The following is a 12,428-nucleotide window of genomic DNA, read 5'->3' on the forward strand; positions in this document are numbered from 1 at the left end:
TTCTTGAAGAAACCCGGTTTCTGGGTGCTTTAACCCAGGAATAACTTTTTCAAAAGTTTTAATTTGTCTGGAGTGTAGGGCGCATATCGCCAATCTAAGTCGAACATAAATGATTTACTTAAGACACTTTTCTTATGAGAAAATGTGTCGAAAGAAGCTTTGCCATGATAGCTGCCAATGCCACTGTCCCCTACTCCACCAAAGGGTAAGTCAGGAGAGGCAATATGCACGATGGTGTCATTGATGCAAACTCCCCCAGATGAGGTATTTTTTAAAACTTGCTCTTGTTTGGTTTTGTCTTGGGAAAATATATACAAGGCGAGGGGTTTTGGCCGACTATTAATCAACGCGATCGCCTCTGATAAATCCCGATATGCTAAAATTGGTAAAATTGGCCCAAATATCTCATCTTCCATGATAGCTGAATCAGGAGAAATATTATCAATTAATGTGGGGGCAATATAACGGTTTTCTCGATTATTTTGCCCGCCAATTAGAATTTCTCCTTCTGACAAAAATGATGTCAGCCGTTGAAAATGTCGATCAGAAATAATCCGAGGATAGTCTGGACTATTGGCTGGATCGCTGCCATAAAAATCGGCAATACATTGTTTTATTTCGGCAATTAATTGAGATTTAATCCCTTGATTTACTAACAAGTAATCCGGGGCAATACAAGTTTGCCCACCATTAATAAATTTGCCCCAAGTAATTCTTTTAGCGGCAGTTTTTACATCAATATCTGGTTCGACAATACAGGGACTTTTTCCCCCAAGTTCTAAAGTGACAGGTGTTAAATGTTTGGCCGCTGCTTCCATGACAATTTGGCCGATTTTGGTGCCGCCTGTAAAGAATATATGGTCAAATTTTTCGGCAAGTAACTGTTGACTGGTTTCGACTCCACCTTCGATGACAGCAATATAATTGGGGTCAAAGGTTTTGCGGATTACTTCAGTGACGATCGCCGATGTATTCGGGGCAAGTTCTGAGGGTTTGAGAATGGCACAGTTGCCAGCAGCGATCGCGCCTAATAACGGCGCAATCATTAAAGAAAATGGATAATTCCACGGCCCAATAATCAGCACAACCCCCAAAGGTTCTGCATAAATTTTGGCCGATGCAGGAAATTGATCCAAAGGCGTTTTTACTTTCTGGGGTTTGACCCAAGATTTCAGATGTTTCAGGATATAATTAATGTCCTGAATCACCGCTACTTCCAACATTCCCTCTAACTCTGGCTTATTTAAATCAGCCTTCAACGCATCCAGGATTTTTTGTTCAGAGTCTTGAATGGTTTTTTTCAGCCGTTGCAGTTGTTCTAGGCGAAATGCCAGTTCCTTGGTTTGCCCCGTGGCAAAGAATTGCCGTTGCGCTTGGATTAGTTCCTTGACATTAGATTTTGTTATGGTCTGAGTCATTTTTGCTGGTTCATCGATGATGGTTCTATACACAGACCTCTGGCAAAATTCGTTCAAAGCCCCCCTTTTTAAGGGGGGTTGGGGGGATCGAGGCCGCTGCCAGAGGTCTAATAACAGATTAAACAAATTCAACCTAATTTTTCAAGGCTTACTACATCGATGTAGTAACGCACCTTCTGATTGACTACACTTCGTAGGGTGCGTTAGTGGAACGTAACGCACCTTCTGATTGATTACACTTCGTAGGGTGCGTTAGTGGAACGTAACGCACCTTCTGAGTGACTGAGCACAATTTCCAGCACTTTTTGATAAGCAATTTCCACGTCGTGAAAATAAAGTGTTTCATCTTTATGGTCAGCGACGAAAAATAAGGTAATTCCGGGCATCACCCCATCTTCGGATTCTACTGGATCATCCCCGATCGCCACTTTGACCGAATTATCAGCAATTTGCTGATTGGTTAATTTGGCTAAATGATGAAACAGATTAAAGAATCGTTCATATTCTTGGGGCGTCCGGGGCAAAATAGCCACATATCTCTGTCGCATGACGGCATCGTTGGTGGTGGCATGACCCTGACAACTGGAGTAGGTGATGCAGTTATATTTCCGAATCAGGGCGATCGCTAATTCTCTAATTCCCGCTTCCAGGGATTTTTTAAAGTAGCGATGATATTTGGGAAAAATTGCTGAGTTATAGCAAGCGGAAGTTCCCTCACTATTAATATTGCCCTGGGGACTGGTTGCAAATACATCAGTCTCCGTGACTTCCACAAAGCAATCATCCCAAGACTGAATAAACTCTTTGACGCCACTTACAAAAGTCATTTTTATTTGTTGGTTGTTGGTTGGTTGTTGGGTAGGGATTCTTTGGTTGTTGGTTGGTTGTTGGGTAGGGATTCTTTGGGTAGGGATTCTTTGGTTGGAGAAAGGGGAACAGTTATCAGGGAACGGGGAACGGAGGAGAGAGGAGAGAGAAGAGAGAAGAAAGATGCATAGAAGAGAGAGTTTTCATAATTCACCTCTTTCCTGTTCCCTGTTCCCTGTTCCCTGTTCCCTGTTTGTTGGTTGGTGGGTAGGGATTCTTTGGTGATTTGCCAGATAACGAACAAAAAAATCCCTACCCACAAATAACCAACAACAAATCACCAATAACAAATCAATAATAACAAATAACAGTCAATCTGTCAACTCAAGAAAATAATCTCCGCTTGTGTCACCATTTCAGCGGTATCTTGTATCAGAGATATGTTGCAACTTTCAACCATGAACGAACCTCAAACTGAAACTCAACCCCTTCTGATACCAAAAGATACTTTAGTCAAACTACCGAGCCACAAGTTTTATCGGCAAACGTTTATGTTTTATGAAATGCTGTCGATTCTGCTGTGGGGTGTGACCCGCATTTCCTACGATGTCAAATGTTTAACCGATGGGGTGAGAGGTCGATCCATTCAACCAAGTGGGGAATGGGATGTGGGGACAATTCGCTTATTGACGATTGTGGGGATTAAATTTCGCACTGAAGAAACTCGGTTAGAATTTGACTGTTTGACCAAATATCCTCCAACTTTATTATTACCGGATACAGCGGTAATTCAATCTGATAGTAACCTAGTCTGTCGTGAACCCGCTCAAGTGGGCAGTATTGTCCGAGAACTGAAAGAGGAATTACAAGCCGCTTGTGTGGAAACGACTGATTTTTTAGTGCCGACCCGCTTGGGTTTTCCGATGATTGAATTTCTGGAACCAGGGAAAGAATGGCGACAAGCAGAAATGCGTCTGGATTTGGAAATTAGTTTTAAGTCCGATAATTATAAGCCGGGAAATAAACCCGCGAGTATCAGTGCCAGCAAAGCCCCAACGATATTACCTTTAGGAGAACAGCTTAATCCACCTCGCAATTCTTAGCCTGCACTGAACCTGCACTGACAATATCCCTCACATATAGGAAGGATGATTCGGGGCTAGGGGCAGTTGATTAATTGCCCCTATATTGACCATTAAACTTAAATTTTTTTAGTTATGTATGCAAAATTTCGCGGGTTTATTTTATCGGTATTTTCTATCGGTATTTTCTATTAGTTATAGCCTGATTTTACTGGGGTGGAGTCAAGACATTTCTTCAGTAGAGGGGATTCGCGAATCGCCCCTACAAAATCGCGAATCGCCCCTACAAAATCCCGAATCACCCTTACAAAATCGCGAATTTGGTTATAAAAAAGGCATGGTGGTTGCGGCTCATCCTCTGGCTAGTGATGCCGGTTTAGCTATGCTCCAAAAAGGAGGAAATGCCGTAGACGCCGCTGTTGCCACTGCTTTTGTGATTTCTGTGGTGGAACCTTTTTCCGCTGGGATTGGTGGGGGTGGGTTTTTGCTGTTGCGAGAGGCGAATAGTGGGGATATTCGGGCGTTGGATTTTCGAGAACGATCGCCTCTCGCTGCTACAAGAGATATGTATTTGGATGAGAATGGTCAAGTGATTCCCCGCGCTAGTTTGGATGGTCATTTAGCGGTGGGAGTTCCGGGAACCGTGGCAGGTTTATATGAGGTTCACCAGAAGTATGGTCAGTTGCCTTGGGCAACAGTGGTGGCCCAGGCGATCTCCTGGGCAAATGATGGTTTCCCCGTGGGAGAATATTTTGTTTATTCGGCGGAACAACGGCGCGAAGTGTTACTGAAAAATCCCGCAGCTAGGGCAATTTTTACCAAAGATGGGGAAATACACGCGGTGGGCGATCGCCTGGTGCAGCCAGACCTGGGCAAGACTTTGCAGCAAATAGCCGCGAATTGGCAAAGTTTCTATACCGGGGAAATTGCTCAGGCGATCGCTGATGATATGGCCAAAAATGGCGGTCTGATTACCTTGGCAGACCTGAAAGCCTATCAACCGATTTGGCGAGAACCCGTTTGTGGTCTGGTTCTGGAACTGCGAGTCTGTTCTATGCCACCGCCGTCTTCTGGAGGCGTTCACTTATTACAAATTTTAAATATTATTACGGCTAAACCTGCGAACGATAGCGAAACAATTCAATCTTGGGCATGGCAAGACCCGAAGGCTTTACATTTATTGGCAGGGGCGATGCAAATTGCTTATGCTGACCGTTCTTTATATTTGGGCGACCCAGATTTTGTCACGGTTCCGGTACAAGAAATCATTAGTCCTATCTATGGGCAACAGCGACGCCAAGAAATTGACCTGGGTCGGGCGCGATCGCAAACCGAAGTCAAACCCGTGGATGAAGCGACTCTGAAACGCTTACAAGCCGGTGAGTCTGAGAATACTACCCATCTAACGGTGGTGGATCAAGACCGAAATGTGGTTAGTCTGACTTTTACGGTTAATGGCAATTTTGGGGCCGGGGTGGTGACTCCAGGAACGGGAATTTTGTTGAATAATGAGATGGATGATTTTGCGATCGCGCCGTTGGTGCCGAATTTGTTTGGTTTGGTGGGGGATGATGCTAATGCGATCGCCCCGAAAAAAACGCCCCTTTCTAGTATGACCCCAACCATTGTCACCAAACCCCAAGAGGGCGATCGCTTTTTCATGGCTGTTGGTTCTCCTGGTGGCAGCACCATTATCACCACGGTGTTACAGCTTATTCTCAATGTCGCTGTCTATGATCAGGATGCGAATGGGGCGGTTTCTGCCCCGCGAATTCATCACCAATGGTTGCCCGATAAGTTGTGGATTGAAACTGGCACAGACGGCGGTGAATTTGACTCAGGAACCCTGGCAGCTTTAGAAAATTTGGGATATTCTCTCGATCTAAGAGATACCTGGGGCAATGCTAATTTGATTATTCAAACCAAAGACGGGTTTTTAGATGGGGCCGCTGACCCTCGGAGAGAAGGGGCTGCTAGAGGCTTTTAGGGGGCAATGTTAGAAACCGGGTTTCTGGGTTAACTCTATATCCCAACCAAAATCCCAACCAAAATATCCGCAAGAAACCCGGTTTCTGGACTTTTGCAACAATCAACAATCAACCATCAACAATCAACCATCAACCATCAACCGCTGTTGATATAGTTGGACAATTTGCTCAACCACTTGGGCAATGGTGAGAGAGTCGGTTTGAATTTCAATGGCATCGGTGGCTTTACGCAAAGGCGCGATCGCCCTCGTACTATCCAGGCGATCGCGTTCGGCAATGTCTTTTTCTAATTGCTTAAGACTCATTTCTCCTAGCCCCAGATTAATCAAATCTTGTTGACGGCGCCGAGCTCGTTCTGCAACGCTGGCGGTTAAATATATCTTTAATTCCGCATTGGGGAATACATGAGTCCCCAAGTCTCGTCCTTCCCCAACAATGCCTCCGGTCCGTCCATAGCGTTGTTGTTCCCGTACCAGTAACCGTCGGACTTCTTTTTGGGCTGCGATCGCGGAAACTTGGGAAGTCACGCTTTGGCTGCGAATGGCTTCCGTAACATTTTGGCCATTAATCGAGATTTGACTCGGTTGCCCTTCGGGATGCCACATAGAAATCTCTGCATTAGCGACTAATTCTGCTACTGCCGGTTCATCGTCTAGGGGAATTCCCGATTGTAAGACTAGCCAGGTGACAGCGCGATACATTGCCCCGGTATCTAGATAATGTAAACCTAGTTGGTTGGCAACTTGTTTGGCAACGGTGGATTTTCCCGCCCCCGCAGGCCCATCGATCGCAATTACCGGCTGACGATTGCGTAACACTATGTTGTCAATTAACCGTGTAGAACCAATCCGCACCGCGATCGCCAATAAACCCGTTTCCGCCACAGTTTCTAGTGGTTGCATAGTATTGAGATCGACCAGTTCCACATAGTCTATTTCTGTGGGAATCTCTGGTTTAGCGGCACAAGTTTCTAGGATTTCTGCTTTTACCGCGCTGATAATCTCATCACTGCGACTATTGCCCGTAGATAAAACCTCTGCCCCCCGTTGCAGCGATCGATATAATACCGCTGCTAATTCTTTTTCCTCTGGGCTGAGATATTGATTCCGCGAACTCAAAGCCAGTCCTGACGGTTCTCGGACAATTGGACAGCCGACAATTTCCACATTGGAGTTTAAATCCGCCACTAATCGACGAATCACCGCCAACTGTTGAGCATCTTTTTGGCCAAAATAAGCCCTAGTCGGAGTCACGATATTTAACAGCTTCGTGACAATGGTCGCCACTCCCTGAAAATGCCCCAGGCGCGATCGGCCACACAAGCCCGACATCAGAATGCCTGGAGGAACCACCTGAGTCAGAGTGGGAGTTTCCCCGATTCCCATTTCTTCGGGAGTTGGGGCAAAAATCACATCAACTCCGGCATCCTCACACAACTGTCGGTCTTTCTCCAAAACACGGGGGTATTTTTGTAAATCTTCCTGGGGACCAAATTGCAAAGGATTCACAAAAATACTCACCACCACAATATCGTTTTCAGTTTTTGCCCGTTCGACTAAACTGAGATGACCTTGGTGGAGCGCACCCATTGTCGGGACAAAGCCCACATTCAATGAAAAGCCATGTAAGTCTAAATAGCAGCGTAAGGCGGCAACTGTGGTAAACAGACGCACGGCACTCTCCCATCAATTCAAAATATCTTCGATAAAATATCAAAGATTTGCCGTGAGAAACTAGAAACAGAGAAACCGGGTTTCTGATGGCGCTAAGAAACCCGGTTTCTGATTAGGTTTCTGGTTAATTTAAAACCTGCAAAACCACATAAGCTTCACCAGTGTAGATCATGCCCAATGCTTCAGCCGCACCAGCAGACAAGTCAATAATTCGGCCACCGGCAAATGGGCCGCGATCGTTAATTCGCACCGTCACCGACGCCCCATTATCCAAATTAGTCACTTGCACCAACGTCCCAAAAGGAAGAGACGGATGGGCTGCGGTCATGTCATACTGGTCAAAAACTTCACCGCTGGCGGTGTAGTTGCCATCAAACCCCGGACCATACCATGATGCCCAGCCTTCGTTGTAAGATCGACCAGAATTCTTGATACCTTGGAACGCAAGTCTGGAAGATTTGCGCGGAAGTTTATGGATATTTTTATGAGGTTCATGCGGCGATACCTCAGAAATATTCTGCATAGAAATATTCTGGATATTCTGCCGTTCAGCTTTTGCGCTTGACTGAGCACTTACTGCTTCACTCATGCCAATAGTAGAAAGCAGTGCCATTGCGGTCAGGCTATGCCAAAGTTGTTTTTTCATGGGTCTCTCTTAAAAATTTACATTGGTTATGGAGAAATGAGTGTTGACTACCTTGGCGATACCAAGGGTTTTAGATGTATTCACTCATGCTCCGGTAGATGTCACCTAATACCTAAAAAGTAAAGAACTGTCACAAGGTAACACAGAAATTTCTCAGGTTCACCACATTTACGATCAGAAAATCTGTACTTTCCGATAAGTACCGATAAAATTTGCCAAATTTCATGGCTTTTTTGTTGACAAAAATTAGCTTTTGTGGTATTTACTGTAAACCAATTGATCGCCCACTGGATCCAACAATATGGATCTGATAGCCGTTCGCGGAGCGTGCCGGAGGCATCTCGCACAAAAGCGGAATTTTTAGCGGAATTTTTAGCGGAATTGTTATCGGTGACAATTTCGGCATACTGGCACATTAAAATACCGATGTCACTCTATCCCCGGATTAATTCCAGGATTAATTTCAGGATTTAATTTCAGGATTAATTTCTTATGGACTATAAACAAGCAGGTGTAGATGTTGAAGCCGGTCGCGCTTTTGTCGATCGCATTCGTAAGATGGTCGGCAGTACCCATCGACCAGAAGTTTTGGGAGGCATTGGCGGATTTAGTGGTTATTTTCAAATGCCCACGGGTTATCGAGAACCCATCCTGGTTTCCGGCACCGATGGGGTGGGTACAAAGCTGAAACTAGCCCAGCAAGGGAATCAACACAGCACCGTAGGCATCGATTTAGTGGCTATGTGCGTCAACGATATTTTGACTTCCGGGGCTGAACCGTTATTTTTCTTGGACTATTTAGCCACAAGTCAACTCGACCCAGAACAAATGAGTCAGGTGGTTTCCGGCATTGTGGAAGGATGCAAGCAATCTGGTTGTACCCTTCTCGGTGGGGAAACCGCCGAAATGCCCGGTTTTTATCAGCCCGGAGAATATGACCTGGCTGGGTTTGCTGTGGGGGTGGTGGAAAAAAGCCAGTTGCTCGATGGTTCTCAGGTAAAATCAGGAGATGTGGCGATCGGACTAGCCAGTTCTGGGGTTCACAGTAACGGCTTTAGTCTGGTTAGAAAAATCGTCTTTGACCACGGCTACAGTTGGACCGATACCCCTAGTTTGCTCGGAGGTGCTTGCTTGGGTGAAGTGCTCCTAACTCCCACCCAGATATATGTCAAACCTGTTTTAGCCGCTAGAGACGCGGGCATAGAAATTCATGCCATGGCTCATATTACTGGCGGCGGTTTGCCGGAAAATCTGCCCCGCTGTTTGCCCCCAGGAAAATCGATTCAAATTGATGTGAATAGCTGGACTGTACCGCCAATTTTTGAATGGATTGCCACTGTTGGTGAAGTGAATCGGCCAGAAATGTTCAATACTTTTAATATGGGGATTGGTTTTGTGGTTCTCGTGTCCCCGCAGCAAGCGAACCAAGCGATTCAATGGTTTGAAAGTCAACAAATTCCCGCTTATCGGATTGGTGAAGTAATTGATGGGTCTGGAGGCTTAATCGGGATTCCTGAAAGTTAATCAAAGAAACCCGGTTTCGCCGAAGTTACCGGGTTTCTTTATACCAAATCCGGTTGTTAGTAGGGGCGAGCACAGGGGCATTGGTGTCAACTTAAGGAATATGAGGAGGGGAGTGTAGACTAGAAGAGAGAATCTTTCAAGCTTTACACCCCCCTGTAACATATGAGTCAAAAGCAACAGAACCGTTGAATAACCCCTTGAAAGAATTTCTGTAGAAATGGTATTTAGAGGGCTTTATCACTTTTACCGAGCTTTACTGAGGGGAGAATCTGAGGATGTTGTAGCTTTTTTAGCTGAAAATTATCAGTTGTTAGGTTTGGTTAAAGCCGTGAGAAAGCGGCATAGAGACTCGGCTGCTCTCTCCCAAGAAATCTGGGCATCCTCTGGTTAAGTTGACACCAATGGAAAGCGAATCGCCCCTACGCGGGAATCCACAAGCGTTTCAAGGGATTGTAGGGAGGGGGGGTGGGGGCTTGACACCAATGGTTTGAAACCCGCCCGTAATGAGCCTACAATATAACTCAAAACCATTGATATATCCTACTTTTTGACTCACTCGCTACTGTTGTTTTAACCCAAAGAGTGAAAAATGAGTGAAGGATCGAACACCCCAAATAGCGGTATTTACCAAAATTTTGGTGATACGATAAAGTTATATCACAAGTTAGTAACTGAGTTAGGAGATTACTCGGTAGGTCTAAAACTAGAGCGTAACAAATATATCCGATTGCAGTTTATAGATCCTGCAACAGGTAAACGTACGAACAAAGCTTGTGATTGCAATTCATTTACTACTGATAATGTAATCAGTGCTTACCAAAAAGCCATCAAAGTTCACAATGCTTTACAGACATTTACTAAGGCTAGTGAATTTTGGGAATGGTATGACCGTGAGATATTAGGTGAGAATAAGATCACCAATGATCTAATCACTTATCGTGAAATATTTCAAGATATAGAAAACGAATATTTTCGCGGTAATCACCGGAATACTAAACGCAAACGAACACGCGATACTAATCAAATGGGTAGGATAAGCGATCATGCTTCATTCCATAGTAACTATGGTTATATTTTCGCTAAATTCCCAGATTGGAATAAATACCCTACATGGGATGAGATTAAATCAGTTTGGTTTACCGTTGGCACCAATAGTCAATTAGCGAAAAAGCATAATTTACCAGACGGTCAAGGCACAAAAAGTTTTCACGATGCAAAATTTGCAATTATCGCTATTTGTGAACGCTGCCCTAACGCTGATGAGTTAATAAAAAAGTCAACTCAAAGTCCAAGGCAAAAGGGTCAGGAATGGCGCGATAGATAATGTGGCTGTACGTCAATAACAATTTTGAAATGGCTCTTACAGAGAACGGCAAATTCAACAAAAAGTTTGTTGAAACACCATTCGCCGAATTCTCTAATATTGGCTGAACCGTGCTTATCAATTACTGCCTTATGGTTCCTTGAAAAAACTTAGCGGAAAAGCACTTTATGCCGCCCGTGGTGCAACTATGCGAAAGGTGGCTGCGATGATTTACTCGGAGTTGCTGAAGGAATTGTCTGATTAGGTTAATACATAAAACGCCACTTGAAACAACAGTGGCGTTTTATATTCTAGGGCAATTGCCCCCGCATTGAGATTCCAATAAACAAATTGGTAAACCTTTTGCAATTTGTGGGATGGGTAAAGAGGGATTATATGGTCGAATCTGCATAATTTGAAACCTGGAAAAATGAATAAAAAAATCTGTGGCGCTGATGTCTGCAAAGCCAAAATTGTGGCTGTCTTCTTGGACGAAAAGCCGGAAAACTTGAAAGCGTTTTTCTCTGACACGGAAAAGTTTCAAGCCTACGAATTTGATCTAGACCAAAAAAACGTTACTCAATGGTTAGCTCAAGGGTTTTCAGAGTTAGTCCTTGAGCCAACGGGAATAAATTATTCTTGGCTATGGGCTGAAATTGCTACTCAAAATGGAATTCGCGTCCGATGGGCAGACCACAAAAGCACTCGTCACTATCGCGAATCGCACAAGCTCCCAGACAAAAACGATAAAGCTGATGCCTTAGCGCTGGCTGCGATCGGTTGGGAGTTCGGTGAGGATGACGACTATTTTCTCAAGTATTGCCACAACGACGACCTAAGTTTCTTTCGGGATGCGGTGCTGCAACTGGAGTGCATCGAGGCAGCGTGTACACGACTAATCAACCGCGCCCGCCAGCAACTTTGCCGGGAGTTCCCAGAAGTCGCCTTCTCAAATTCAAAGGAAGCGACCGACGGGGAAATTCCACTTTGGGCATGGTTAGCAGGCGCGGAGCGAAAGTTGAAAATCAAGTCCTCTACTCACGATAACAAATGGGCAAAATCTGTAGGCAAGGCTTATGGGCAGGAAATATCTGATTTCACCCGGTTTTTGGCTCAACAGATTCGCACCCTCAAATTAGAAGAAGAGCGAATCCTCAAAGACCTAAAAAAACGGATGCGATCGCCAGAATTTATGCCTTATCAAAAGGTGATGACGGCGTTCGGGTTTAATGTAAAGCTTCAAGCCTTAGTCATCGCCCTGTGCTATCCCATAGACCGATTTTTTACCCCAAAGGGATTCCGCGCAGCCCGTGCCAAATTTAAGCAACGCTTGGGATTTGGTCGGATAGAGGAGTCATATGGGGATAAGAAAAAAACGAAAGTCTCAGGGTCAGCCTTGGGTCGCGAGTTTGTCAATCATTTAATCTCGCGAACTTGCGGTAATTCTAAAAAATGGGTTCCGAAAAATCACTATCAAGACCGGCTTTTAGACTACTATAATTTTACGGTGAAAAAGTGGTGTGGCAGCCCAGAGGCGATTAAAGCGAAGCAAGACCAAGAAGAAAAAGACAAGCTCATGCGGGACATAAAAGACCAAATGGGAGCAAAGCTATCAAAAGAGCAGATGGCTCAAATTGAGGAAATTGTGCGAGGAAAAGTAAAAGAGGTAAAAGTTGAAAAACTTACCTCCAATCAAGCCAAGAAAAAGTGGCAGCGGTTGATAAATTCTCGCGTCGCGGCGAAATGCGTTGAAATGCTGTGGCAAGCTTTGATGGATGAGATTTATCCCAAGGCATAGCCTGCTATACTGAGAAAAAACGGATCATTTTTTAAGGTACTTGTTAGCTTAAACAGAGGATTCGTTCTTTTTTTGAAACTAGAGTTTGACCGTAAACAAAAGGGGGGGCATGGGGGGGATCGTCAATGCGTACAGAATAGGGAAAGTCGCCTTGGCAAAAATGAGGAGGCACCGCAGTCGGTAATGAAA

General features: G+C 44.7%; 9 protein-coding genes. 5 read left to right on the top strand and 4 right to left on the bottom strand.

Translation table 11 applies throughout. The features are described from left to right. Positions 1-29: 29 nt before the first annotated feature. Together ABWT76_RS07150 and ABWT76_RS07155 are read right to left on the bottom strand one after the other, a co-directional pair. Positions 30-1,418 (bottom strand): aldehyde dehydrogenase, encoded by a 1,389-nt coding sequence (locus ABWT76_RS07150; RefSeq protein ID WP_054469530.1) that lies wholly within the window; start codon positions 1,416-1,418, stop codon positions 30-32. Positions 1,419-1,651: 233 nt separating this feature from the next. Then, positions 1,652-2,245, bottom strand: coding sequence for a hypothetical protein (locus ABWT76_RS07155; protein ID WP_054469516.1), 594 nt, complete (start codon positions 2,243-2,245; stop codon positions 1,652-1,654). Between the two features lie 438 nt (positions 2,246-2,683). Between ABWT76_RS07155 and ABWT76_RS07160 the strand changes: the two genes are divergently transcribed. Together ABWT76_RS07160 and ggt are read left to right on the top strand one after the other, a co-directional pair. Continuing rightward, the gene (locus ABWT76_RS07160) at positions 2,684-3,328 is read left to right on the top strand and encodes a hypothetical protein (RefSeq protein WP_156332021.1); all 645 of its coding nucleotides are present in this window, start codon (positions 2,684-2,686) and stop codon (positions 3,326-3,328) included. A 118-nt stretch (positions 3,329-3,446) separates the two neighbouring features. Continuing rightward, on the top strand, positions 3,447-5,294 hold the full coding sequence (ggt, locus tag ABWT76_RS07165; protein ID WP_190880187.1) for a gamma-glutamyltransferase: 1,848 nt from the start codon (positions 3,447-3,449) through the stop codon (positions 5,292-5,294). Between the two features lie 123 nt (positions 5,295-5,417). Here ggt and ABWT76_RS07170 read toward each other — a convergent pair whose 3' ends face one another. Further along, the gene (locus ABWT76_RS07170) at positions 5,418-6,968 is read right to left on the bottom strand and encodes a bifunctional pantoate--beta-alanine ligase/(d)CMP kinase (protein WP_054469513.1); all 1,551 of its coding nucleotides are present in this window, start codon (positions 6,966-6,968) and stop codon (positions 5,418-5,420) included. Between the two features lie 124 nt (positions 6,969-7,092). After that, the gene (locus ABWT76_RS07175) at positions 7,093-7,614 is read right to left on the bottom strand and encodes a septal ring lytic transglycosylase RlpA family protein (RefSeq protein ID WP_082349045.1); all 522 of its coding nucleotides are present in this window, start codon (positions 7,612-7,614) and stop codon (positions 7,093-7,095) included. Positions 7,615-8,106: 492 nt separating this feature from the next. Between ABWT76_RS07175 and purM the strand changes: the two genes are divergently transcribed. The 3 genes from purM (at position 8,107) to ABWT76_RS07190 (ending at position 12,239) form a co-directional block, all read left to right on the top strand. After that, on the top strand, positions 8,107-9,138 hold the full coding sequence (gene purM, locus ABWT76_RS07180) for a phosphoribosylformylglycinamidine cyclo-ligase (protein WP_054469511.1): 1,032 nt from the start codon (positions 8,107-8,109) through the stop codon (positions 9,136-9,138). 589 nt (positions 9,139-9,727) lie between these two features. Next, on the top strand, positions 9,728-10,462 hold the full coding sequence (locus ABWT76_RS07185) for a hypothetical protein (protein WP_054469510.1): 735 nt from the start codon (positions 9,728-9,730) through the stop codon (positions 10,460-10,462). 409 nt (positions 10,463-10,871) lie between these two features. Then, positions 10,872-12,239, top strand: a complete 1,368-nt coding sequence (locus ABWT76_RS07190; protein WP_354635854.1) for a transposase — start codon at positions 10,872-10,874, stop codon at positions 12,237-12,239. The last annotated feature ends 189 nt before the right edge of the window (positions 12,240-12,428 follow it).

The organism is Planktothricoides raciborskii GIHE-MW2 (assembly GCF_040564635.1).
Classification (GTDB): Bacteria; Cyanobacteriota; Cyanobacteriia; order Cyanobacteriales; family Laspinemataceae; genus Planktothricoides; species Planktothricoides raciborskii.

Bases quoted from the DNA above. Each gene is read 5' to 3' on its own strand.
- ABWT76_RS07150 (WP_054469530.1), bottom strand. From the start codon at position 1,418: ATGACTCAGACCATAACAAAATCTAATGTCAAGGAACTAATCCAAGCG.
- ABWT76_RS07155 (WP_054469516.1), bottom strand. From the start codon at position 2,245: ATGACTTTTGTAAGTGGCGTCAAAGAGTTTATTCAGTCTTGGGATGAT.
- ABWT76_RS07160 (WP_156332021.1), top strand. From the start codon at position 2,684: ATGAACGAACCTCAAACTGAAACTCAACCCCTTCTGATACCAAAAGAT.
- ggt (WP_190880187.1), top strand. From the start codon at position 3,447: ATGCAAAATTTCGCGGGTTTATTTTATCGGTATTTTCTATCGGTATTT.
- ABWT76_RS07175 (WP_082349045.1), bottom strand. From the start codon at position 7,614: ATGAAAAAACAACTTTGGCATAGCCTGACCGCAATGGCACTGCTTTCT.
- purM (WP_054469511.1), top strand. From the start codon at position 8,107: ATGGACTATAAACAAGCAGGTGTAGATGTTGAAGCCGGTCGCGCTTTT.
- ABWT76_RS07185 (WP_054469510.1), top strand. From the start codon at position 9,728: ATGAGTGAAGGATCGAACACCCCAAATAGCGGTATTTACCAAAATTTT.
- ABWT76_RS07190 (WP_354635854.1), top strand. From the start codon at position 10,872: ATGAATAAAAAAATCTGTGGCGCTGATGTCTGCAAAGCCAAAATTGTG.